Annotated in this window: 20 protein-coding genes; 8 read left to right on the forward strand and 12 right to left on the reverse strand. The window is 69.2% G+C overall.

The window, feature by feature from the left end:
* Window positions 1–5: 5 nt before the first annotated feature.
* From FKO37_RS26330 to FKO37_RS26365, 8 genes are all read right to left on the reverse strand, one after another.
* On the reverse strand, window positions 6–1,544 hold the full coding sequence (locus FKO37_RS26330) for a GMC family oxidoreductase (protein ID WP_238606162.1): 1,539 nt from the start codon (window positions 1,542–1,544) through the stop codon (window positions 6–8).
* Window positions 1,545–1,589: 45 nt separating this feature from the next.
* The gene (locus FKO37_RS26335; RefSeq protein WP_238606163.1) at window positions 1,590–3,092 is read right to left on the reverse strand and encodes an aldehyde dehydrogenase; all 1,503 of its coding nucleotides are present in this window, start codon (window positions 3,090–3,092) and stop codon (window positions 1,590–1,592) included.
* Window positions 3,093–3,236: 144 nt separating this feature from the next.
* On the reverse strand, window positions 3,237–3,767 hold the full coding sequence (locus tag FKO37_RS26340) for a nuclear transport factor 2 family protein (protein WP_238606164.1): 531 nt from the start codon (window positions 3,765–3,767) through the stop codon (window positions 3,237–3,239).
* 28 nt (window positions 3,768–3,795) lie between these two features.
* Window positions 3,796–4,977 (reverse strand): iron-containing alcohol dehydrogenase, encoded by a 1,182-nt coding sequence (locus tag FKO37_RS26345; RefSeq protein WP_238606165.1) that lies wholly within the window; start codon window positions 4,975–4,977, stop codon window positions 3,796–3,798.
* Between the two features lie 30 nt (window positions 4,978–5,007).
* Window positions 5,008–5,550 (reverse strand): nuclear transport factor 2 family protein, encoded by a 543-nt coding sequence (locus tag FKO37_RS26350; RefSeq protein ID WP_238606166.1) that lies wholly within the window; start codon window positions 5,548–5,550, stop codon window positions 5,008–5,010.
* Between the two features lie 105 nt (window positions 5,551–5,655).
* Entirely contained in the window at window positions 5,656–7,569 is a 1,914-nt protein-coding gene (locus tag FKO37_RS26355; protein WP_238606167.1) for an NAD(P)/FAD-dependent oxidoreductase, read from the reverse strand.
* A gap of 40 nt (window positions 7,570–7,609) precedes the next feature.
* The gene (locus FKO37_RS26360; RefSeq protein WP_238606168.1) at window positions 7,610–9,217 is read right to left on the reverse strand and encodes a class I adenylate-forming enzyme family protein; all 1,608 of its coding nucleotides are present in this window, start codon (window positions 9,215–9,217) and stop codon (window positions 7,610–7,612) included.
* A 52-nt stretch (window positions 9,218–9,269) separates the two neighbouring features.
* A complete protein-coding gene (locus FKO37_RS26365; RefSeq protein WP_238606169.1) occupies window positions 9,270–10,010 on the reverse strand; it encodes an SDR family NAD(P)-dependent oxidoreductase in 741 nt (246 codons plus the stop codon).
* A gap of 330 nt (window positions 10,011–10,340) precedes the next feature.
* Between FKO37_RS26365 and FKO37_RS26370 the strand changes: the two genes are divergently transcribed.
* The 8 genes from FKO37_RS26370 (at window position 10,341) to FKO37_RS26405 (ending at window position 19,299) form a co-directional block, all read left to right on the forward strand.
* Window positions 10,341–11,156, forward strand: coding sequence for a mycofactocin-coupled SDR family oxidoreductase (locus FKO37_RS26370; protein ID WP_238606170.1), 816 nt, complete (start codon window positions 10,341–10,343; stop codon window positions 11,154–11,156).
* A gap of 24 nt (window positions 11,157–11,180) precedes the next feature.
* On the forward strand, window positions 11,181–12,635 hold the full coding sequence (locus FKO37_RS26375) for an aldehyde dehydrogenase (RefSeq protein WP_238606171.1): 1,455 nt from the start codon (window positions 11,181–11,183) through the stop codon (window positions 12,633–12,635).
* Between the two features lie 13 nt (window positions 12,636–12,648).
* Window positions 12,649–13,425: an N-acyl homoserine lactonase family protein gene (locus FKO37_RS26380; RefSeq protein WP_238606172.1), complete on the forward strand. Its 777-nt coding sequence runs from the start codon at window positions 12,649–12,651 to the stop codon at window positions 13,423–13,425.
* 31 nt (window positions 13,426–13,456) lie between these two features.
* Complete coding sequence (locus tag FKO37_RS26385; protein WP_238606173.1) at window positions 13,457–14,824, forward strand: MmgE/PrpD family protein; 1,368 nt, start codon at window positions 13,457–13,459, stop codon at window positions 14,822–14,824.
* 164 nt (window positions 14,825–14,988) lie between these two features.
* Window positions 14,989–16,464: an aldehyde dehydrogenase family protein gene (locus tag FKO37_RS26390; RefSeq protein ID WP_238606174.1), complete on the forward strand. Its 1,476-nt coding sequence runs from the start codon at window positions 14,989–14,991 to the stop codon at window positions 16,462–16,464.
* Between the two features lie 40 nt (window positions 16,465–16,504).
* Window positions 16,505–18,073, forward strand: a complete 1,569-nt coding sequence (locus tag FKO37_RS26395; protein ID WP_238606175.1) for a GMC family oxidoreductase — start codon at window positions 16,505–16,507, stop codon at window positions 18,071–18,073.
* On the forward strand, window positions 18,070–18,531 hold the full coding sequence (locus FKO37_RS26400) for a nuclear transport factor 2 family protein (protein WP_238606176.1): 462 nt from the start codon (window positions 18,070–18,072) through the stop codon (window positions 18,529–18,531). Before FKO37_RS26395 ends, FKO37_RS26400 begins: the two co-directional genes overlap by 4 nt.
* A 54-nt stretch (window positions 18,532–18,585) precedes the next feature.
* Window positions 18,586–19,299, forward strand: a complete 714-nt coding sequence (locus FKO37_RS26405) for an alpha/beta fold hydrolase (protein WP_238606177.1) — start codon at window positions 18,586–18,588, stop codon at window positions 19,297–19,299.
* Window positions 19,300–19,303: 4 nt separating this feature from the next.
* Here the strand turns inward: FKO37_RS26405 and FKO37_RS26410 are convergent, their stop codons facing one another.
* The 4 genes from FKO37_RS26410 to FKO37_RS26425 are packed head-to-tail and all read right to left on the reverse strand — an operon-like array spanning window position 19,304 to window position 24,243.
* A complete protein-coding gene (locus FKO37_RS26410) occupies window positions 19,304–21,310 on the reverse strand; it encodes an acetate--CoA ligase family protein (RefSeq protein ID WP_238606178.1) in 2,007 nt (668 codons plus the stop codon).
* Window positions 21,303–22,664 carry an MFS transporter gene (locus FKO37_RS26415; RefSeq protein ID WP_238606179.1) on the reverse strand — a complete coding sequence of 454 codons (1,362 nt, stop codon included), beginning with the start codon at window positions 22,662–22,664 and terminating at the stop codon, window positions 21,303–21,305. The genes FKO37_RS26410 and FKO37_RS26415 overlap by 8 nt, the downstream gene beginning before the upstream one ends.
* Entirely contained in the window at window positions 22,661–23,422 is a 762-nt protein-coding gene (locus FKO37_RS26420; RefSeq protein ID WP_238606180.1) for an enoyl-CoA hydratase/isomerase family protein, read from the reverse strand. Before FKO37_RS26420 ends, FKO37_RS26415 begins: the two co-directional genes overlap by 4 nt.
* Window positions 23,422–24,243 (reverse strand): 3-keto-5-aminohexanoate cleavage protein, encoded by an 822-nt coding sequence (locus FKO37_RS26425; RefSeq protein WP_238606181.1) that lies wholly within the window; start codon window positions 24,241–24,243, stop codon window positions 23,422–23,424. The genes FKO37_RS26420 and FKO37_RS26425 overlap by 1 nt, the downstream gene beginning before the upstream one ends.
* Window position 24,244 lies beyond the last annotated feature (1 nt).

The raw sequence follows: 24,244 nt of genomic DNA on the forward strand, positions 1-24,244 counted from the left end.
GCGGACTACGAAGCGGTGCGCAGCCAGTCGGCGAGGCGTTCGCCGACGACCATTCCGGTGAGGTTGGTGGCCGCGCTGGTGATGTCGGGCAGCACCGAGCAGTCCGCGACCCACAGGCCGCGGGTGCCGTGCACGGCGAGCCGCTGGGACACCACGGAATTCGCCGCGTCGGCGCCCATCCGGCAGGTCGAAGTGCCGTGGAATCCGGTGGTGACGACGGTGCGCAGCCACTCCGCCAGCGCCTGGTCGTCGTGGACGACCTCCTCTCCGGGGGCCAGCACGGAACGGAGTTCGCCGGAGAGCGGTTCGCTGGTCGCGAAGCGGTAGGCGAGCCGGACCGACTCCATGAGGCGGCGCAGATCCTCCTCGTCGGCAAGGAAGTTCGCGTGGATCTCCGGTTGATCGCGGCAGTCGGCCGAGCGCAGCGTCAACCAGCCGACCGACCGCGGTTTGACCAAAATGGACAGCAGCGTGAACGCTTCTTCCTGTCCGGCGGAGACGCCGAGGTTGAGGGACTCCGGGTCCATGACCATCGGAAAGACGAATGCGTCGTCCACGACGCCCATCTCGCGGCCGCGCGGAGTCGTGTACTTCAGCTCCGCGCGGATGCCGTGGTAGTCCGTCGCCGGGATCAGCGCCACGACCGGTGCGAGCGGGTGGTCCTTGAAATTGCGCCCGACGTGTTCGTTGACCGCGACCGGCTCGATCCCGAAGCGCCGCAGGGTCTCCGCCGGGCCGATGCCGGACAGCATGAGCAGCTGTGGGCTGTGGATGGCGCCTGCCGACAGCACGACGCGGTCGGCGTCGAGCCGTTCCGGACCGTTTCCCCGGTCTATTTCGACACCCACGGCAGTCGTGCCCTCGAAGAGGACCCGGCGGCACGAGGCTCCGCCGAGGATGGCGAGGTTCGGCCGCCCCCGTGCTTGCCGGAGATAGGTGAGCAGCGTGCTGCCTCGCAGGTCTCCCTGCAGATTCCGGGCAGCGGCGGCGAAGCCGGTTCCGCCGGCGGCGTTGTTGTCCTCCAGCGTTGCGAATCCGGCGTCGAGACAGGCTTTCTCGAACGTCCGCGCGGCAGGCGGCCACTCTTCTCGCGGGTACCGCCGTACGGGCACCGGGCCGCTCCCGCCGTGATCCGCGTTCTCGCCGTAGTCCAGGTCCGTTTCGAGTTTCCGGTAGTACGGCCGGACTTTCTCCCATGACCACTCGTCGAGGCCCGCCGCGGCCCAGCGGCCGAAGTCGTCCGTGGTGCCGCGGTGCGCGACGGCGGCGTTGACGGACGAGCATCCGCCGACGACCCGGCCGCGTGCGTAGATTTCCGGCTCGCGCGTTTCCGGCGGCTCGAGGAAGTAGGCCTTCAGGCCCCAGTCGTGCTTGCTGGTGCTGACCGCGCCGGCGTCGCGGATGTCCTCGGGCGTGACGTCCGGCGACGCGTAATCCGGACCGGCTTCGATCAGGGTCACCCGGTGGCCGGGGTCCTCGCTGAGCCGAGCGGCGAGCGCTCCGCCGCCGCTGCCGGCGCCGACGACGATTGTGTGGACAGGCATTCTTTCCCGCTTTCTGATGACGGCACTGTCGGTGAGAACGAGGTGTCAGAGCTTGACGTAGACGGCCTTTTCTTCAGTGAAGTGCTGGTACCAGTTCGGCCCCATCTCGCGGCCGATCCCGGACTGCTTGTATCCGCCCAGCGGCATCGTCGGGTCGAGCGCCAGGTACGTGTTGACCCAGACCATCCCCGCCTTGAGCCGGTGCGCGACGGTGTGGGCCCGGCTGACGTCGCGCGTCCAGACCGAAGCGCCGAGACCGTAGGCGGAGTCATTGCCCTGGAACACGGCGTCGTCCTCGTCCTCGAACGGGATGACCGACAGCACCGGTCCGAAGATCTCCTCGCGGGCGATCTTCATGGAGTTGTCGACGCGGTCGAAGATCGTCGGCCGGACGAAGTAGCCGGGGCCGTCGATCGCGTCGCCGCCGATGCGGACGACGGCGCCCCCGTCCTTGCCCGCGGCCAAGTAGCCGCGCACCCGGTCGAACTGCTCCAGGGAGGCGAGCGGGCCGATGGCGGTTTCGGGGAGCATCGGATCGCCGATCACGAGCGCGTCCGCCTGGCGGGCGAGCCGGTCCACGAACTCGTCCTTCAGTTCTCGCTGCACGAAAAGCCGGGATCCGGCACCGCACGCTTGACCGGTGAGAGTGGTGAACGCGGCCAGCGCGAAGGGGACCGCTTCGTCGAGGTCCGCGTCGGCGAAGACCACGTTGGGCGACTTTCCGCCGAGTTCGAGCGTGACGCGCTTGAGGTTGCCGGTGGACGCTCGCAGAATCAGTTTCCCGACCTCGGTCGACCCGGTGAAAGAGATCTTGTCTACCTCCGGGTGCTCGGCCAGCGAGGAGCCGGCGCCCGGGCCGAATCCGGTCAGCACCGAGAACACGCCCGGCGGGAATCCGGCCTCGACGGCCAGTTCGGCGAGGTACACACAGGTCAGCGAGGCTTGCTCGGCCGGCTTGAGGATCACCGCGTTGCCGGTGGCCAGCGCTGGGCCGACTTTCCAGAGCGCGGAAGTGATCGGCGCGTTCCAGGGGATGATCCCGGCGACGACGCCGAGCGGCTCGCGGCGGGTGTAGTTGAAGGCCCCCTCCGCCGCGGGCATGGTGTGGCCCATGACCACAGTGGTCTGCCCGGCGAAGAAGTCGTAACTTTCCATCGCCACCGCGAAAAACGCTTTCGAGGTGCCGATCGTCATGCCGTTGTCGAGGGTTTCGAGTTCGGTCAGGACGTCCTCGTGGTCCTCGATGAGCCGGCCGAACCGCCGCATGATCCGGCCGCGTTCGTGCGGGCTCATCCGCGGCCACGGGCCGGAGTCGAAGGCGGTGCGGGAGGCTCGCACGGCAGCGTCGGTGTCGGCTTTGTCCGCCTCGGCAACCCGGGCGAGCGGCTGTGCGGTGGACGGGTTGACGGTGTCAAAGGTCTTGCCCGATCGGGCGGGCGTCCACTCGCCGCCGATCAGCAGCCGGGTCTCCCGGTGCGTGTCGAGCCACGCCTGGACCGGCGGGCTCACCGACTGCTCGACGACGAGCGGGGAAGGAACTAGGGTCATCCGAACTCCTTGGAGAGGCGGTCGTTCCGCGCGGTCCGGGCCGCGGTGCGGTTCCCGGCAACGGCGCGGAACAAGTATGACCCCGATCTCTGATACTGGTTTTGCCTCTCGCCGCACGGATTTTCCCCGTCCGCGCGGAGGGTGCTACTCGAGCGGCCGTCCGAGCAGCGCGTAGACCGGGTCGTCCGGGCACTGGGAGCCGCGCTGGAAACCGTCGGTCGGGAAGGGCGCTTCGCTGGCCTCCCCCGGCTGGGCAGTGCGCCAGTCCAGCACCACTGTCCGGTGGTCGATGCGCCAAGTCCCGCCTCGCCGCGACAACCGGTCCAGGTACCGGGCGCCGATCACGTCGGCGACGGCGCTGTCGCGGCGCACGAGCGTGGCGCGGACCTGGCTTTCGCTGGTCGCTTCGTCTCCGGTCAGTTCGATCAATGCGTTGGTGACGGAGTGCGTCGTGATGGTGTTCGCCGAGCGGAGCCGGTCGGTGATGAAGACGGCGAATTCGTGGCCGTTGCCGCGCCAATAGCCGCGCTCGTCGAAGGAATCGGGATGGTAGGCGGAGCGCACCAGCGCCGGGTCGCAGCGGTCGACACCGCGGCAGTAGCGGTACAGCAGGTCCTGGATTTCGGCCCGGTCGGCGAGAAAGCGCAGCACTTCCGTCGGCGTCCGCTCGGACATCGAGGATCCCTTCGTCGGTGTCATCTGGTCAGAAGGCCGCTTCCAGCACGGAAAGCACGTCTGCGGAGGCAGCGGGCCGGGGGTTGCCGGCGACCACCGGGTCGCGCAGCGCTTCTTCGGCCAGCCGGCCGAAGTGGTGCCGAGCGACGCCGACATCGGCCAGCCGGTTCGGCACGCCGAGTCGTGCGATCAGAGCGCGCACCGCAGCCCGCACGGCGGCGGCGGCCGATTCCTCGTCCAACCCCTTCGTGTCGATTTCCAGTGCTGGCGCGAGAAGTGCCTGCCGCGCGGCGGAGACTGGTGCGTTGAAGTCCATGACGTGGGGGAGCAGGACGCAGGAGGTGATTCCGTGCGGCACGCCGAGCAGAGCGCCGAGCTGGTGGCCGAGTCCGTGGCTGAGGCCCATCGGGACATTCTTCAGGTGCATGATCGCCATCCACGCGGCCACCTGGCAGTTCCCGCGCCGAATCCGGTCGCTCGGGTCCTCGGCACTCGGCAGCAGATCCTGAGTGAGGATGCGCAACGCGCCCGGCAGCACCGCGTCGGTCAGCGGCGTGTGGCCGGAAGAGCACACGCCCTCGACAACGTGGTCGACGGCGCGCACTCCGCTGGCGAGCCACAACGCGCGCGGGGTGTGCGCAGCCACGTCCGGGTCGAGCAATGCCCGCGCCGGGCACAACGCCTCCGCGCGGTAGAGCTCCTTGACACCCCGGACGGGATCGGTGATCCCGGCGAGCGAAGTGAACTCCGCGCCGGAGAGCGTTGTGCTCACCGCCAGATGCGGTGGCGGAGTCCCCTGCAGCACAGGAATTTCGGAAGGCCCCGGATGCCGGTACCGGATGCGGTAGCGGGCGAGGTGCTCCTCATCCCGGATGCCTTCCGACACGCACAGCGCGGCGCCCTTCGCACAGTCGATCGGCGAACCGCCGCCTACGCTCACCAGGCCGTCCGCCGCGGACTCGCGGAAGCGACGGGCGAGATCAAGCACGGTTCCCTGCGGGACGTGCGCGGGCACGCCGGTGAACAGTGCCACGGCGCCGAGTTCGGCGGCCAGTTCGCCGACGACAGCTGTCGTGGTCGCGAGCGTCCGGCTCGCGACCACGAGCGGCCTCGCGATGCCGAGCCGCAGCGTCTCTTCTCGCGCGTGCCGGATCGCGCCCTGGCCGTACACGACCCGATCCGTGCGGGGCAGGTCGAAAACGCGTGCCACGTCAGCGGGACGCCGGCGGGCGGCGGGCCTTCACAGGCCGACCTCCTGCCTGCGCCGGTAGACCGGGTCGTCCTGATCACGCCGGTGCAGCGCCCAATCCGGCTTGATCGGCGGAACGACGCCGGTGAACACCCGGGTGGCCTCGAAGACGGTGTCGCGCTGGGCGATCCGCCAGACACCGTCGCGCCGCTCGGTGCGATCGACGTACCGGCCGAACATCGAGATCTGGACCGCTCCGCCGCTGTCCTGGACGCCGTACGCCGCCTGGGCTTCCGGCCCGAGCGTGTGCGCGGTCATGAAGTACGTCTCGACCAGCGCGACATCGGATGCGGCGAACTCGATGTGGCACTGGCCGAGGAAATGCATGACCTGCGGGACTCCGCCGATCCGCTCGGTCACATAGCCGATCAGGCCGTCGAGCCCGCCTTGGTAGTCGCCGTGGTCGTCGTAGGCGTCGGGGTGGTAGACCTCTCGCAAAGCGGCGGTGTCCATCCGGTCCACCGCGCGTGCGTAGCGGGCCATCAGGCCGCGGATCTCCTCGCGGTCGAGCAGTTGCCGGAGCCTGTCGTCCATCCGATGTCCTTCCCTGTCCGTGCCTGCGCAGTCTGGCGGTTCGTCGGGCGGATGGCCGCTCCGTGCGGGAATCGGCAGTTTTCCCGCACGGAGCGGCAACGGCGCTCAGCGGACGGTGTAGTCGCCGAAGTCCGGGTACCGGGTCATCGCCCAGTAGTCGACGCCGCGCCAGGGCAGTGCGTTCACCACCCGGCCGCGGGCGTTCCGGTACCAGTTCGTCGTTCCGGGATGTGTCCACACGAGCTGTTCGTGCTCGGCGTCGACGCGCGCGGAGTAGTCAGCTGCCGCTTCGGGCCGGACTTCCACCGCCTCGAGCCCGTCCTCGGCCATCCGCATGATCGTCTGCACCGCGTAGTTCGCGGCGCACTCGGCGAGGAAGATCGCGCTGCCGCCGTGCGCGGGCGTGGTTTGCGGCCCGCCGACGATGAACAGGTTGGGGAAGTTGGGAACGGCGATGCCGAGGTAGGCGTCCGCGTCGTCGTCGCCCCAGGCATCGCGCAGGGTGGTTCCGTCGCGTCCGGTGAGTTCGAGGGTGGCCAGCATCTTGCGGGACTGGAATCCCGTCGCGAAGACGACGACGTCGACTTCGTGCGCCCGTCCGTCGTCGGTGCGCACATGCTTCTCGTCGAGTGCGGTCACCCGGTGCGGGACGAGCGCGACGTCGTCGCGGCGAACCGTGCGGATCCATTCGTTGTCCATGAGGATCCGCTTGCTGTAGGGCGGGTAGTCCGGCACTACGACGTCGCGCAGCCGGTTCGCGTCCTCGCCGAGCTGCTCTTCGATGGCGCGGGTGATGAACGCTCGATGCCGGTCGTTGACGGAGTTCACCGCGCGTTCCGGGTGCGGCCATTCCGGATCCCGTTTGAGGGTGGCGAGCAGCTTGTCCTGAAACTGCCAGACGAGCCGCAGCCGGTAAAACGCAGCGTAGTACGGGACACGCTCCATCAGCAGCCGCACGTCCGGCGACACGTGGCGCAGGTAATTGCCGTTCGGCACGACCCACTGCGGAGTCCGCTGGAATACGACGGTCTCCTTGGCCCGGTCCGCGATCGCCGGCACGATCTGCATGGCGGTGGCCCCGGTCCCGACGACCGCGACCCGTTTGCCGTCGATGTCTGCGGAGTGGTCCCAGCGGGCCGAGTGGAACGCGGGACCGGCGAAGTCGGCCACTCCCGGCAGCTGCGGGATCGAAGGCTGGTTGAGCGTGCCCACGCAACTGATCACGGCTGTGGCGGCGAGTTCGGTGCGCTCCCCGCCCGGGCCTTCGAGCTCGGCGAGCCAGCGGCTGCGGGCGTCGTCCCAGCGTGCCGCGCGGACTTGGGTCCCGAACCGGATCGACCGCTGCACGTCGAAGCGTTCGGCCACGTCGGCGAGGTAGGCCTGCACCTCGGGTTGCTTGGCGTAATACCGGGTCCATTCGGGCTTTGGCGCGAAGGAGTAGCAGTAGAGGTGCGCCGGGGTGTCGACCCCGGCGCCCGGGTAGGTGTTTTCGTGCCAGACCCCGCCGACCGCTTCGTTCTTCTCCGCGACGGTGAACGGGATGCCGAGCCGGCGCAACTGCACAGCCGTCGCGATACCGGCCGCGCCCGCGCCGATGACCAGCACGTGCAGGCGCTCCGCCGCTGCGGGCCGGCCCGAACGCCAGGAAAGGCCTTCGCGCGCCCGGAAGTTGCCCTCCTCGGCCAACGACGGTCCGTACTCGGCCGGTACCTGCTCGCCGAGCGATTGGCTCAGCAAAGCGACGAGATCTTCGTCCGAGGGCGGATCCGGGACGTCGGCGCGCTCGTCGAGCGCCGCGCGGAACACGTCGTGCGCGGCACGGAAGAGCTCGTCCCGGGTCCCCTGGGGCAGCCCGGCGGTGTCGTTGTCGTCGAGTGCGACGGTCCGGGTGGGCCGGAACCGTCCTTCCAGCCAGCCCCGGTCGCCGGTGAGGTGGGCCAGCACCAGTTGCAGGGTCGGGAGATTCGCGGCCCGGATCGCGGCGCTCAAGTCGCGGTCGGACAGGGTCGTCTGCTCCATCAGTCCCTCTCGGTCCGGTCCGGTGGCGCGGGCGGAGTGCTCAGCTGCCGACACGGCGTTCCTCCCCGGCCCAGTACCCGGCGCGGATCCGGTGCCGCTGGATCTTGCCGGAGCCCGTTTTCGGGAGCGCGTCGACGAAATCAACCGAGCGCGGCCGTTTGTAGGCCGCGATCCGTTCCCGGCAGACCTGGTCGATGTCTTCGGTGGCGACCCGGTGGCCGTCCCGCACGACGACGGCTTTCACTGATTCGCCCCACCGCTCGTCCGGCACGCCGACGACCGCGACCTCGTCGACGCCTTCCAGCGCGGCGATGGCGTTTTCGATCTCGGCGGGGAACACGTTGAAGCCGCCGGAAACGATCATGTCCTTCTTGCGGTCCACGATATGCAGATAGCCGTCCCGCAAGCGGCCGACGTCGCCGCTCGCTGCCCAGCCGTCGGGCATCAGGACCTCCGCGGTGGCGTCCGGCCGGTTCCAGTAGCCGAGCATCGTGGTGTCGCCGCGCGCCTGGATCTCGCCTTCTTCGCCTTCGCGCGCGTCGCGCCCCTCGGGCGTGCGGAGCCGGATCTCGACGAACGGATTGACCCGGCCTGCTGAAGCCAGCCGTTCGGGCGGCGTGGTGCCGGGGTCGAACCGGTGGCTGCGCTTCGAGAGGGAGGCGAGAGGGAAAGGGATCTCGGTGAGCCCGTATGCCTGCAGAAAGACATCGCCGAGATGTCCGACCAGCCGGGCGAGGCGGCTCGGTGCGATGGCCGAGCCCCCGTAGATCACGGTATGCAGGGTGCTGGTGTCCCACGGTGTCGCATCGAGTTCGGGCAGCAGCATGTTGAGCATGGTGGGCACCATCGGCAGCGCTGTCACGCCGAGTTCGGAGACCGCGCGCAAGGTTTCGGCGGGTTCGAATTTCGGGACGCAGACGTGGGTCGCGCCGCGCAGCGTGTAAGGCACCGAGAGGTAGCCGGACAGGTGAGTCAGCGGAGCGACGTGCAGGACGACGTCGTCCTGTTCGATGGCGTCGAGTTCGACCATCAGGTTGCGGGCGCAGGCCAGCACGCTGCGGTGGCTGAGCATGACGCCTTTCGGTTCCCCGGTGGTGCCCGAGGTGTACGGCATCCAGGCCAGCTGTTCGGCGGTGACTGCCGGGGGTTCAGCCTCGGCGTGCTCGGTCAGGGTTGCGAAATCGAGAGCCGCGGCGGTGCGTGGCTCGTCGACCGCGACCACCGGAATGTCCAACCCCGCTTCGGCGAACGCTTCCACCAGACCCGATTCGCGTTCGTCGTCGACGAATGCGACCGCCGGGGAACAGTCCTGGGCGACGGCGGCGACTTCGCGGCTGTGCAACCGGTAGCTGAGCGCGACCCGGACGAATCCGCCCGCCGCGAGCGCGTGGTCGATGACGATGCTTTCCGGACGGTTCTTCATCAGCACGATCGCGCGGTCCCCGGGCGCCGCGCCGAGCGAACCGAGGCCGCCGGCCAGCCGTCGGGCGCGCGCCCCCAGTTCCGCATACGTGCAGTCGCGGCCGTCGAGCCAGCGGATCGCGACTGAGTCCGCGTGCCGCCGGTAGGCATCGGCGAACGCCGAGGTCAGGGTGGCGGCGACCCGAGGTGGCCGGGCGGTGGCTGCCAGCTGTGCTTCGTTGCCCATGGCAGGACCTTTCTGGGAATTCCGGTGGGTTCGCGGGATCGGTCAGGTCTGGTCAGGCCATCGTCAAGCCGCCGCTGACACTGAGCGTCTGGCCGGTGATGAAGCCGGCCTCGTCGCCGGCGAGGAAGGCGACCGCGCCCGCGACGTCCTCGGGGAGCCCGACCCGTCCGAGCGGGATGGCGCGCACGAGGGCGTTGCGGAGTTTCTCGCCCGCGAAGGAGGCGAGCAGGGCAGTGTCGGTCGGTCCTGGGCAGACGCAGTTGACCCGGACCCCGCTGCGGGCGAGTTCTCGCGCGGTGGTCTTGGTGAACGCGATGATCCCGCCTTTGGTCGCCGAGTAGACCGCTTCGCCGGACGAACCGACCCGGCCCGCGTCGGAGGCGATGTTGACGACCGACCCGGTGCCTTGCTTCGCGAAGATGGGCAGCACCGCACGCGAGGTGTGCAGGACGCCGTACAGGTTGACGCGGATGATGCGGTCCCAATCGTCTGGATCGGAGTCGACGAAGGGGCCGGCTTTGTCCCACCCGGCGTTGTTCACCAGCACGTCGATCCGGCCGCAGCGGTCGAGGACCGTGCTGACGAGCTTGTCGACCGACTCGCGCGATCCGACGTCGCTCTGGCAGCCGATCGCGCCGTTGCCCACAGCTGAAGCGGTCGCGGCCGCGCTGTCGGCGTCCAGATCGGCCGCGACCACCCTCGCATCCGCCGCGGCGAGCCGTTCGGCGATCGCCCGGCCGATCCCTCGTCCGGCGCCCGTGACGACGCACACCTTGCCTGCCAACCCATCCATGTCTTCGCCCTTCCGTCCGCGACGGAGACGGCGGCCGCGGACCGGATAACTAGTATCAGAGTTATCCGGCGATCGGCAAGGTTCGACGGCCGCGCCGGGGGAGCGGAAATTCGACTGGTTTGTAGAAGATGTGCCCGAGCCGGGTGAGCGAGGGTTGTCAGACTCGTGATTTTTGATAAAGTATTAGAAAATCTAGCTGATTGTGGTGCACGCCACAGCTGCCGGAGCGGCCGGTGCGCCGATCCGGTCTCCGAAGACGCGTTGCCGGCCTGCCGAAGGTGCCCGTCCGGGTGCCGCTGCCGGTCGCGGACACGTTGCGAAGGGCGAAAAATGGGCAAGCTCGAAGGCAAAGTCGCCTTCATCACCGGTGCCGCTCGCGGTCAGGGGCGCAGTCATGCGGTCCGGCTGGCGGAGGAGGGCGCCGACATCGTCGCCCTCGACATCTGCGCGCAGATCGAGAGCGTCAGCTACCCGATGGCGACCCGCGAAGACCTGCAAGAGACCGCGAAGCAGGTCGAAGCACTGGGGCGGCGCGTCGTCACCGCCGAGGCGGATGTGCGAGACGTCGCCGCGTTGCGATCCGTGACGGACCAGGCGGTCGGTGAGCTGGGGCCGATCGACATCGTGGTGGCCAACGCGGGCATCGTCGCCTTCGGCACTCCGGAGGACGATCGCATCTTCGCCGACACGGTCACGAACAACCTGGTCGGAGCGTGGAACACAGCGCACGTCGTCGCACCGGCGATGATCGAGCGCGGAGCGGGCGGCTCGATTGTCTTCACCAGCTCCATGCAGGGCCTGTCCGGTCGCGGCGGCGACGGTTCGGCCGCGGTGACCGGATACGCGGCGTCCAAGCACGGCATCGTGGGGGTCATGCGCAGCCTGGCGTACTGGCTCGCGCCGCATCGGATCCGGGTGAATTCGGTGCATCCCACCGGCGTCGACACGCCAATGCTCGCCAACGAGGTCATCGGCACGTGGTTCGCGCAGAACCCCGCCGTGGCGGCGATGGCGGCCAATCACATGCCGGTCGAGATGGTCGAGTCGGCCGACATCAGCAACGCCGTGCTCTATCTGGTGAGCGACGACGGCCGGTACGTGACCGGCGCGACGCTGCCCGTCGACGCGGGTGCCGGGATCAGCTGACCGGCCGGGCACGAGGAGAAGACCATGGCATGGCAAGGCGAATACGAGCGGCTGTTTCTCGGCGGCGAGTGGGTGCGGCCCGAATCGACGGAGCGGATCGAGGTCGTCTCGCCGTTCACCGAGCAGGTGGTAGCGCAGGTTCCGTCGGCGTCGCGCGCTGATGTCGACCGGGCGGTCGCGGCAGCGCGCGAGGCGTTCGATCGGGGACCCTGGCCGTCGATGCCGGTCGAGGAGCGAGCGGCGGTGCTGCGCCGGTTCGAGGCGGGACTCGCTGACCGCGCGGAGGATTTCGCCGCGCTGATCACCGAGGAGATGGGCTGCCCGATCAGCCAGACGCGGGCCTCGCAGGCTGGTGCGGCGCGGTTGCTGCTGCAGACCTTCCTCGAACTCGCGCCGGAGTATCCGTGGAGCACACGGCGCAGTTCTGCGGCGGGCGAGGCGCTGGTGACGCGGGAGCCGATCGGCGTGGTGGCTGCCGTGGTGCCGTGGAACGCGCCGTTGTCGGTGGGCATGCTCAAGCTCGGACCGGCACTGCTCGCAGGATGCAGCGTGGTGCTGAAGCCTTCGCCGGAGGCGCCGCTGGATTCGTACCTGCTGGCCGAATTGCTGCAGTCGGCCGGGATCCCACCAGGCGTCGTCAACATCGTGCCCGCCGATCGCGAGGTCAGCGAGTACCTGGTGACGCATCCCGGGGTGGACAAGGTGTCGTTCACCGGGTCGACCGCGGCCGGACGGCGCATCGCCGGGCTGTGCGGGCAGGATCTGCGCCGGATCACTCTGGAGCTGGGCGGCAAGTCGGCCGCGCTGGTGCTCGACGACGCCGATCTCGACCTCGTCGTGGACCAGGCGCGGACCGCGTCGCTGCGGTACAACGGCCAGGCGTGCAACAACAAAACGCGGATCGTGGTCGCGCGTTCCCGGGAACGGGAGCTGCTGGAGCGGCTGGCGGAGATGGCGCGCACGCTGCGGGTCGGCGATCCGGCGGACGAACGGACGCAGATCGGCCCGCTGGTGAGCGAACGGCAGCGCGCCCGGGTCGAGCATTTCCTGGAAGCCGGCCGCGCGGAAGGAGCGGAAGCAGTCGTCGGCGGCGGGCGTCCGGGACGGCTCGATCGCGGCTGGTTCGTGGAGCCGACCGTGTTCGCCGGCGTCTCGCCGGACATGACGATCGCGCAAGAGGAAATCTTCGGCCCGGTCTTGGCGGTGCTGGCGTTCGACGGCGAGGAAGAAGCGGTCGAGATCGCCAATAATTCCGCCTACGGCCTAAGCGGATCGGTGTTCTCCGCGGACCCGCACCACGCGCTGCGGATCGCACGCCGCATCCGCACCGGCACTGTGGAGATCAACGGGCGCAGCGCCGGTTTCCACGCCCCGCTCGGCGGTTTCAAAGCGAGCGGGATCGGCCGGGAAGCCGGTCTCGAAGGCTTCGACGCCTTCGTCGAACTGAAGTCCTACGGCCTCACCCCCGAACTCTTCTGAAAGGACACTGACCATGTCGACTGCGAAACGCCTCTGGCCGTTGGCCGGAGCCAGCTTCACCCTCGACCGCGGGCTGATCGTGCTGGGCCAGAGCGGGCCCATCGCACTTCCCATCCCCGCTTTCCTGATCGAGCACGACGACGGCCTGGTTCTGCTCGACACCGGGATCGCGCCGGAAGCATGGGACGATCCGAAGGGGACGTACGGACCGCTGCTGGACATGTTCGCCCTCGACTGCCCGCCGGAGAACACTCTCGAGCAGCAGATCGCGAATTGCGGATTCCGGCTCGAGGACGTCACCCACGTCGTCGTGTCCCATTCGCACTTCGACCACACCGGCGGGCTGTATCTGTTCCCGCAGGCGAAGATGTACATGTCCGAAGAGGACCTTCGCTACGCGTTCTGGCCGGACCCGGCGTACTCGTTGTTCTTCCGCAGCGAAGACCTCGACCGGACCCGGTCCTTCGACTGGCATCCGCTCAGCGCCGACCACGACCTCTTCGGCGACGGCAGCATCCAGATCCTGCGCATGCCGGGCCACACCCACGGCGAGCTGAGCATGCTGGTGAGCCTGCCGTCGCAGAAGTTCCTGCTGACTGCCGACGCGGTGCACCTGCGCTGCAACATGGACCAGTACCTGCCGTGCCCGGTCGACCTGGACGCGACCACCGCGCTGCGGTCGGTGCGCCGGATCAAGGAACTCGCGCACAGCACCGGCGCGGACATCTGGGTCATGCACGACCCGGAGGACTGGGAGCGCCTCGGCAAGAACACCGACGGCTTCGCCTGAGCGCGCGCCGCTGAAGGAGACAGGCAGAAAGATGGCCACCTCGAACGAAAACCCCGGCCTCACCGCGACGCTGGCGCGGCATGTCGCGCGAGTGGCGAGTTCTCCGCTGACGGAGCCGGACACCGAAGCGCTGCGGCGGTTGTTCCTGGACAACTTCGTCGTCTCGCGGTGGGGGAGCACCCGGCCCGCCGCACGGCAGGTGGCGCAGTGGTCGAGGCGGTTCGCCGGAACAGGTGCCAGCCCGGTCCTCGGCGGCAGTTGGCGGACTGAACCGTCGGCCGCCGCACTGGTCCACGGCACCGCGGCGCACAGCTACGAACTCGACGACACCCACGACGTGACGACAAGCCATCCAGGATCGGTGGTCATCCCCGCCGCCCTCGCGGTGGCAGCAGAAACCAAAGCCACGCAAGAGGAGTTGTTCCGTGCGACCGCCGCGGGCTACGAAGCGATGGCACTGATCGGAAGCACCGCTGGCGGGCTGGAGACTGTGCACCGCGGATTCCATCCGACGGCGGTTTTCGGCACGTTCGGCGCGGCTACGGCCGCACTGAGCCTTCGCGCGGGGAGCACAGTCGACCCGGAGCTTCTCGTCGCGGCGTGGGGGCATGCGTTGTCCCAGGCGAGCGGTTCGATGCAGTTCTCGGTCGAACCGACCGGCGGCGAGGTGAAGCGGGTGCACGCCGGACTCGGTGCCCGCAACGGCGTCGTCGCGGCGGATTTCGCCGTGCTGGACGCGGTGACCGCGCCGCGGCTGGCGCTGGAAGGCACCTACGGAACGGCAGCGAGTTTCGGCGGCCCGTTGCGGGAAATCTCGCTGGACGGTCCTTTGCAGATCCACACCGTGAGCTTCAAGCCGTATTCGTGCTGCCGGCTGTTCCACTCCACGATCGACGCGCTGGCGGAAGCGACGGACGGGTTCAGCCGGTCGCCGGATTCGATCGCGGAGATCCTCGTGACCGGCCCGAGGCTGATCGCCGAGCAGCACATGACGGAAGCCCGTTCGACCATGACGGCACAGTACAGCTGCCCGTACATCGTCGGCGCGACGCTGGCCTACGGGCCGCACCGATATGACGCGTATGGCGAAGAGCATCTGGCGGACAAGCGGATCCTGGAGATCGCGGGCAAGGTTCGGTTCGAAGTGGACAGCGAACTGGAGGAGCGGTACTACCCGGAACACTTCGCGACCGGCGTGCGGATCACGTTCGACGGCGGCATGACCAAGTCGGCGATGGTCGCCGACAGCGTGGGCACCGCGGCACGGCCGATGACGACCAAGCAGCTGCTCGGAAAAGGCAGTGCGCTCGGCGACGGGGTGGCGTCGGCGATGGCAGCGGCGATCTGGGACGAAGCGAACGGCGGGCCGGAACTAGCCGCGGTGCTAGCTACGGATTAGTGATTCGACATCAAATGAGTACTCCAGTGCGGTTCTGACTGACCTGTTATCCCAGGGTTTAACGCGGTTCTCGTCTTGACACTGTGGTGTGAGCGACCTAACGTGGCAAACACTTTAAGATTGAAATACCCGATCTTCGGATCGGTCGACGACGAGGAGACGCCGTGCCAGGGCACATGGCGGAGGACGGCCTCATTCCGGTGGGAGCCATGCTGATCGGCGACGAACGGGTGTCCGACAGCAGCGGCGGGACGCATGCGCACGTCTTCGCCGCGACGGGGGAAACGAACGCGCGGGTCGCGCTCGCGGGAGCCGCGGAGATCGAACGTGCGGTCTCCGCGGCCTGGCGGGCGCAGCGGGAGTGGATGGGCCTCGGTGTGGAACGCCGCAGGGACCTGCTGCTGGCGCTGGCGGACGCGGTCGAGTCCGAATTGGACAGTCTGGTCCGGTTGAGCGTGCAGGACAACGCGGTCCCGGTTTCGGTCAGTGCGCTGCAGCCCGCGACTTTGGTGCGGTACCTGCGGTACTACGCGGGCTGGGTCGACAAGGGGCACGGGCAGAGCGTTCCGGGCACCGCGCCGTCCGACGTGAACCTGGTCGAACGCGAGCCGTACGGGGTGGTCGGCGTGATCATCCCGTGGAACGGCCCGCTGTTTCAGATCGGGATGAACGTGGTGCCCGCGCTCGCCGCGGGCAACGCGGTGGTGCTGAAGCCGTCCGAGCTGGCTCCGCTGACGTCACTGCGGTTCGGGGAGCTCTGCCGGGAAGCTGGGCTGCCGCCGGGACTCCTCTCGGTGGCCCCGGGCGGCGCGGAGGCGGGCGAAGCCCTCGTCCGGCACCCGGGGATCCGCAAGATCCACTTCACCGGCAGCACCGCGACCGCGCGCCGGATCCATGCCGTCGCGGCCGAGAACCTCACGCCGGTGGCGACGGAACTCGGCGGCAAGGCGGCGAACCTGGTGTTCGCCGACGCGGATCTGGACCAGGCCGCGCAGCTGGCCGCGCTGTCCGGACCGCTCGGGCTCTCCGGGCAGAGCTGCGCGGCGGGCAACCGGATTCTCGTGCAGGACACGGTTTACGACGAGTTCGCCGAACGGTTCCTCACGGTCGTGCGGAACGCGGCGATGGGCGATCCGTTCGCCGAGACCACGCTCGTCGGCCCGGTGATCTCGGAAGCCGCCGCGGACAAGATCCTCGGCGTCGTCGAAGACGCGGTGCGGAGCAAGAGCGGACGACTGCTCGCCGGCGGCAAGCGCGCCGACGGGAAGCTGGCCGCCGGGTTCTACGTCGAGCCGACGGTGTTCGCCGAGGTCGACACCGGCTCGGCGCTCGGTCGCGAAGAGGTGTTCGGCCCGGTCGCGTCGCTGATCCGGTTCACCGCCGAGGACGAGGCGGTCGCGATCGCCAACGACACGCGGTTCGGCCTGGTGAATTACGTGAACACGACCGACCTCGCGCGAGCGCACCGCGTCGCCCGGCAGCTGGAATCCGGCACCGTGTGGGTCAACCAGGGCACCGACATCGGCCCGACGGCCCCGTACGGCGGCTACAAGCAGAGCGGTTCCGGACGCTCCGGCGGCCTCGAAGGGCTCCACCAGTTCCAGCAGGTCAAAAACATCCGGATCGGCGTGCCTGCCTGAGGGTCGTCCGTTTCCCGCAGCACGGTCTCAAAGGAGAGCCATGAGCACGAACACCACTGTCGTCGTGGGGGCCGGCAGCGCGGGAGGGATCATCGCCGCCCGGCTGAGCGAGGACCCGGACCACCGCGTGATCCTCGTCGAAGCCGGTCCGGACTACCCGACCGCCGAGGAACTGCCCGAACCGCTGAAAGACGCGTACAACCCCCAGCTCACCGGGCACGACTGGGAGATGACCGCCTATTTCACCGAGCCGCCCGAGGAACGCGGCGAGACCGCGTATCCCCGCGGCCGCGTCGTCGGCGGATCCTCGGCGGTCAACGGGACCGTGGGCATCAGGGGCACGGTCGCGGACTTCGACCGGTGGGCCCAACTCGGGAATCCCTCCTGGGCTTGGGAAAAGGTGCTGCCGAGCTTCATCGGACTCGAGGACGACCACGACTTCGGATCCGCGGAGCACCATGGGACCGGCGGCCCGGTCGACATCTTCCGCTTCCCCGAATCCGGCTGGCCGCTGTCGATGCGCAAGCTCAAGGCGGATCTGCTGGCGCGTGGCGTGCCGGAGTGCCCGGACGTGAACGAACCGGGCGCGACCGGAGTCGGGACGTTGCCGCGCAACCAGACCGGCGAGTTGCGGGGCAGCACTCTCATCACGCATCTCGCCGACGCGCGCAAGCGGGACAACCTCGAAATCCGGTCGCTGACCGAGGTCGTGCGGGTGCTGGTCGAGGACGGACGCGCGGTCGGCATCGAGGTGCAAGCGGTGGGCGGAACCCAGCGCGAGACGATCCGCGCCGACCGGGTCGTGCTCAGCGCTGGTGCGATCAACTCGCCGAAAATCCTTCAGCTGTCCGGAATCGGGCCCGCCGGCGAACTCGCCCGGCTCGGCATCCCGGTGGTCCGCGACGTGCCGGGAGTGGGCAGGAACCTCCACGACCATCCCGGCATCGCGCTCGTGGTGACCACCCGGGAGGCCGATCCCGAGCACCACGGCTTCCGGGTCTACGCGCGGCTCCCGTCGGCCGCGGGCGGCGAGAACAGCATCATGTACGTGCCCGGCCAGATGGCGGTGAACGCGGTCAATTTCGAAGTGGACACCGAGGCCGAGGACATCGTGTTCCTGGCTTCGGTGAACGCCAAGCCGAAGTCGCGCGGCTGGCTGTCGCTGCGCAGCACCGACCACCGCGAACAGCCCGACATCCACGTGAATTTCCTGGCCGAGGACGTCGACCTGGAGGTGCTCAAGGAGGGCTACCGGATCCTGGTCGAATCGGCGACCAAGGGCGCGCTGTCGGAGATCGTCGACGAGGTCGCGTTCCCTTCCCCGGCCGAAACCGGCGGCGACCTGCTGTCCTGGCTGGACACTCCGGCGGCTGACGAGTGGATCCGCAAGACCGGGCTGATCGTCGCCTACCATCCGGTCGGCACGTGCCGGATGGGCCCGGCGGACGATCCCGGCACGGTGGTGGACGAGCGGCTGCGGGTGCACGGCGTCCCGGGGCTGTACGTCGCGGACGCGTCGGTGATGCCGGAAATCACCAACGGCATGACGAATCTGTCGGTATACCTGATCGGGCACCATTTCGTGTCGCTGTTCCGGGAGGCGGCGTGAACCAGGAAGCCGCCGTGCAGCAACTGCTCGACCGGGCCGAGATCGAGCAGCTTCGCGGGGAGTACGCGATGTGCTTCGACGCGCACGATCTCGACGGCGCGGTCGCGTGTTACGCACCGGACGGCGAGGTGCAGGTCGGCGGCGACGAACCGGTCCGGGGCCGGGAAACGCTCCGCGAGTGGTACGGCGAGCTGAACGAGCTGATGGGCGAGTGGAGCCACCACTACACCTCGGCGACCCTGCGGATCGTTTCCCAGGACGAGGCGGAGGGCCGGTTGTATTGGCTGGTCCCGGCGAATTGGAGCGACGGCCGCGCTCATCTGCAGGCCGGGCAGTACCACGACATCTACCGGAAGATCGATGGCCGCTGGCGCATCCAGCGGCGGCACGCGACCTGGTTCTGGTCGCGGTTCATGGAGTGGCCGGGCAACTGGGCGCAGCGCGATCCGCTGGACTGAACCGGAGGGGGCGCGCGGGCTCGTGCGCCCCCTCCGCCGGGGGAAAGGAGTGACATGCCGGTCGCGGTTCTCGTGCACGGGGCGTTTCACGGCGGCTGGTGCTGGCGGAAAGTGGTCAGCGGGCTGCGCGGGCGTGGCTGGGAGGTCTGGGCGCCCAGCCTGCCGGGTGCCGGCGAGCGCGGTCATCTGCTGCGCCGCGACCTGAGCCTGGCCGACCGGGTCCGTGATGTCGCCAGCCTGATCGTGACGCAACAGCTCGCCGACGTCGTGCTCTGCGGGCACAGCCTGGGCGGGATGGTGGTGACCGGGGTCGCCGATCTGCTGCCGGACCGGATCGCGCGGCTGGTGGCGATCGACGCGACGATCCCGGAGAGCGGCGAATCAGCGATGGACGTGATGGCCGCGTCCCCGGAGATTCCCGCGCTTCTGCGGGAACTTGCGGGGAACGACGGGGACGGCTGGCGGATCAGCCCGCCCGCCGCTTTCGACGCCGCGGCGTTCGGGGTGCCCGCCGGGCCGGACCGCGCTTGGGCGGACAGCCTCCTCGGCGACGAGTCGTTGCCGGTCTTCGAGGAACCGCTGGCCGTCGGGACCGGGCTGGACTCGGTTGTGCGCAAAAGCTTCGTCCGCACGAACTTCCCGGTCGCGTGGCCGGATGCGGTCGCGGCGAGGCTGAGCAGCAGCTGGGACGTGCTGCGGTGGCCGCACGCCGGGCACGACGCGATGATCGCGGCGGCCGACGACGTGGTGCGGCACCTGACGGAGTGACCGGTCAGGAGTGCCGGCTGACGACGGCGTCCGCCGCCTGGCACCCGGTCGCGGTGACGATCAGCGGATTGATCTCGACCCCCGCGAACCCAGCCAGCACGCCAGTCTCGAAAGAACTGCACAGCCGGTTGACCGCGGCAACGGCAGCCGGGTTCTCGCGCACCCCGGCGGCGGCGAGCAGTTCTTCGGCATCGCCCGGGCACAGTGGCAGACGGCGTGTGCGAGTGCGCGCGGCGATCTCCGTTGTCGCTCCTCCCAGACCGACGACCACGTACTTGCCGAGCGCGGGATCGGTGTGCGTCCCGACGAGCACCTCAGTACCGAAGGCCATCTCCTCGACCAGGAACCCCTCGATCCGGTCGGCGGGCAGCCCGGACGCGACGACGGCTTCCCCGATCCGCGCAGCGGCCGCCGGGAGGTCAGCGGTGCCGCAGATTCCCAGTACGACTCCGCCGATCCGTGCTTTGTGCCCGACCGGGGCGATCACCTTGACCGCGAACGGCGGGGTCAATTCCGCTGCCGCCGCGGCCAGGTCTTCGCCAGGTTTGGCGCGCACGCCGCGCACCACCGGGATCCCGGCGATCTCCAGCAGTCCGCGAGAGTCCGCTTCGCTCAGCACCTGGTCGTCCGCGGTCACGTCGGGGATCACCGCTTCGGGCTCGGCGGGGAAGAGCTTGCCCAGCGCGGAAAAGGTGAGCCGCAGATTCGGCACGACGGCGACCCGCGGGTTCCTGCGGCGGTACTCCCGTACCCAGTCCGTGCCCGGCACCGACGCCATCGGGCTGATGACCAGCGGCATGCGGTGCTGCGCGGACAGTTGGGCGAGGTAGTCCCAGTTCGCGGTGTGCAGCCCCTGGAGCGGAATGCCGTCGGGGAACTGGACGCTCCACGGCAACAGGACCAGCCCGGTGTTCGGATCGGAGAACACGGCCGCAGGCACGGTGTCGGCACCCGCTGGACGTTGGGCGCCGATGACGTCGAGGGGGTTCTCGACGAACGATCCCGGCCCGGCGAGCCGCCGGATCCGGTCCACGGTTTCGTCGGCGAACACCGTCAGGTTCACCCCGTAGCGGCTGGCGAGGTCGCTGGAAAGCGCCGCACCGCCGCCGGAACTGCCGAGGACGGAGACCGCGGCCTGCGCGTTCAGCAATGCGAGCGAAGCCAACCGCATCATCTCGTCGACGCCGTCCGCGCGCAGTACCCCATGCTGCCGCAACAGCTCCGAGAACACCGAGTCGGTTCCGGCGATGCTCGCAGTGTGGGAGAGCACTGCGAGCCGGCCGAGCTCGGAGGCACCCGCCTTGAGCAGGATGATCCTTTTCCCGGCCGTCCGTGCGTAGTCGAATGCGGCGACGAGCGTCGGCAGCTGGTCGGCGGCGACGCCTTCGAGGTAGCCGCAGACAACGCGGGTGTCCGGCCGCCGGAGCGCGAGGTCGAGTGCCTCCGGCAGCCCCAGCACGGCACCGTTTCCGGTAGATGCGCAGAAATCCACGCCGAGGCCTTCTTCCGCGGCCGCGGGGAGGAAGCCGGACAGCAACGCACCGCTTTGGGAGACGATCGACACCGGCCCGGGCTCGACCTCTGTCCAGGCAGGCTCGGCGATCGCCCCGATCTGCGCGCGGAAGTCCGCGAAGCCGACGCAGTTCGGTCCCCACAGCCGGGTTCCGGTGCCGGACACGATCCGCACCAGTTCGTCCTGCAATCGCGCCCCGAGGTCGTCGCCGCGTTCGCGGAAGCCGTTGGACACCAGGACGATGTCGGGGACTCCGGCAGCGGTGAGTTCCCGGACCGCTTCGACGCTCGCTTCCCGGCGGATCGCTACCACGGCGGCCCGGACGTCGCCGGGCAGCGAGGCGATGTCGGGCAGCGCAGGCAGATCGTGCACGTTCGAATAGTTCGGGGTGACCGGCACGACGCGCAGATCCGGGTTGAGCGCGCGGAGGTTGCGGACCGCCCACGCGGTCCAGAAGCTGCGCGGGGACGCGCCGACCACCGCGACCGTCTCAGACATGGCGCTCCAGCGGTTGCTCGGACAGCTCTTCGAGCTGCCGGTTGCGGGTTTCCGGGCCGAAGACGAGCAGCAGCAGCGCGGTGAGCGCCAGCATCCCGGCCAAGACCGCGAACGCGCCGACATAGGACCAGACACCGACAAGAACGGGCACCAGCAACGGTCCGGCGACCGCGCCGACCCGGCCCCACGCGGACGCCGATCCGATCCCGCTCGCCCGTGCCCGCGTCGGGAACAGCTCAGGCGTGTAGGTGTAGTTGGCTGCGGTGTTCCCGGCGGAGAAGAACTGAAGCAGGGAACCGAAAACGAGGATGAGCGCGGTGGATTCGACGGACACGTAGAGGACCGCGCAGGCCGCGTACAGCAGCAGACAGACGACGAACACCGCCTTCCGCCCGACCCGGTCCATCAGGTACGACGCCGCGACGGTGCCGGGGATCTGCCACACGTACATCGCGATGACCAGGCCGATGGCGCTGAGCGGGCTGTCGCCGCGCTCGACCAGCACCGCCGCGGTCCAAGTGGTGATCCCGTAGAACGCGGCGATGTTCAGCAGCCACATCGCCCACGCCAGCAGAGTGCGCCGCCGGTGGGCCTTGCTCAGCAGGACCCGCAACGGATTGCGCACCTGCTGCTCGATCGCCAGCGCGGCGTCGGTGCTCGGTTCGGGAAGCGGAGCGCCCGACGCCGCCGCTACCTCGCGCTCCACTTCCGTCATCGTCACATCGGCCTCGTCGTGGCGGCCGACCGATTCGAGCCAGCGCGGCGATTCCGGCAGCGCTCGGCGGACGACGACCCCGAACAGCGCCAGCGCGGCCATGAACACGAAGACGCCGCGCCAGCCCACCGTGGCCAGGCAAGCCAGCGACACCGCGCCGATCAGGAGATAGCCGGCCGTGACCGCGAGGTTGGTGATGCCGAGCAGCAGACCCCGTTTCCGGGTCGGCAGGAACTCGGACAGCATCGCGAAGGCGACCGGCAGTTCAGCGCCCATGCCCAGACCGGTGAGGAACCGGAAGCCGGCGAGCGAACCGAAATCCCAGGCGAACACGACCAGCAGGCTGGCGATTCCCCAGACGTACATGCTGTAACAGATCACCGAGCGCCTGCCGATGCGGTCCGACACCACCCCGGCGGCCAGGGCCCCTACAGCCATGCCGAGGAACGTCGCACTGGCAAGCAGGCCCGCTTGGACCGCAGTGAGCCCGAACGCGCTCCGCAGCGGTGCCAACGCGAACGTGAGAACCGCCAGTTCGGCACCATCGAAAGCGTAGGCAGTGCCGATTAGCAGAACCAGATTGCGTTGGTATCTCGTGAAGGGCAGGCGTTCGAAGCGTGCGGCGAGGTTCGCGGTCATCGGCCGGAAACGAAGCGCTTCGCGCCTTCGCGGGCGTCCGGGGTGTCGCCGTACATGGCGGTGACCTTTTTCCAGAGCGACGACGCCATCGAGGCCGGAAGGTCGCCGAGTTCGGCGTCGAGGCCGGTCTTCAGCCCGGCGACGACGGTGGGGGAGAAGAACTCGATCGTTTCGGCCATCGACCAGGCCTCGGCCATGAGCCGGTCCGGTCCGACTACCCGGCTCACGAGCCCGTGGTGCAGGGCCGCGGCGGCGTCGAGCCGGAGGCCGGTGAAAACCATGTCGAGCGCGACCGCGGACGGGATTCCGGCGCGACGCAGGTACAGGGGGCTTTCCGTGGCACGGCCGACTTTCGCCTGCGGACTGGCGAAAACCGCCGTGGCGGCGGCGATGCGCAGATCGCATTCGGCGGCGATCTTCAGCCCCGCGCCCATGCAGTAGCGGTCGATCGCGGCGATGACCGGTTTGCCGGGCGGGGTATCGGCCGGATAGCCGGTGCGGCCGCCGAGTTCCCAGTCCGCACCGGGGCGTTCGGCTTCGTAAGCCTTGGCGGTTTCCTTCATGTCGCGGCCGGAACTGAACGAGGAGCCGGGCGCGCCGGCCACGATCGCGACCCGGACTTCGGGATCCTCCCGCACCCGGTCCCAGAAATCGGCGAGCGCGGCGCGGAGGTCGCTGTCGAGGGCGTTGTGCACCTCGGGCCGGTTGAGGATGCCCGCGAGCGCGCCGCCGCGTTGTTCGATGCGGAACTTGTCCATCAGCCGATCCCCAGGATCTCGCGGGCCTGTGCCGGGGTCGCGACTTCCCTGCCGAACGTCTTCGCCAGCCCCGCCAGCCGCTCCACCAACTGCCGGTTGGTCGCCAGGCGGCCCTTCTCGTAGTACCAGTTGTCCTCCAGCCCGGTCCGGGCGTGGCCGCCCATCAGGATGGCCAGGGCATCCATCGGCAGCTGGTGGCGGCCGATCCCGGCGACCGACCAGATCGTGCCGGGCGGGATCGACTCGACCAGGTGGACGAGCTGCTTCGCGGTGGCGGGCGCGCCGCCGTGGACGCCGAGGACGAACTGCATGTAGAGCGGATCGTCGATCAGGCCTTCTTCGGCGATCCGCACGGCGTTGCCGATCTGTGCCGTGTCGAAGACCTCGATCTCCGGCTTCACCTGGTACTCCTGCATTTTCTTGGCGAGGTCGCGCAGGAACGCTGGCGTGTTCGAAAAGACGTGGTCGCCGAAGTTCATTGTCCCGGCGTCGTAGGAGGCGAGTTCCGGGGACAGCGTGACCGGCCCGAACCGGGTCTCCCAGTCGTCGGTCGAGGAGGCGCTGAAGCTGGTCGTCAGGTTGATCACGACGTCGCAACCGGCGTCGCGGACGTAGTCCATCGCGCGCCGGAAGTACTCGACCTCTCCAGTGTGCTCGCCGTCGTCGTCCTTGGCGTGGATGTGCACGATCGACGCGCCCGCCTGGGCGACCTCGACGGCCATCCGGCCGATGTCCTCGGCGTCCTTCGGGAGATTCGGCATGACGTTCTTGGACAGCGATCCGGAGATCGCGGCGTTGATGATGAGCGGAGTCTGCGCCATC

This window comes from Amycolatopsis sp. Poz14 (genome assembly GCF_006704225.1).
In the GTDB taxonomy this organism is placed as follows: domain Bacteria; phylum Actinomycetota; class Actinomycetes; order Mycobacteriales; family Pseudonocardiaceae; genus Amycolatopsis; species Amycolatopsis nivea.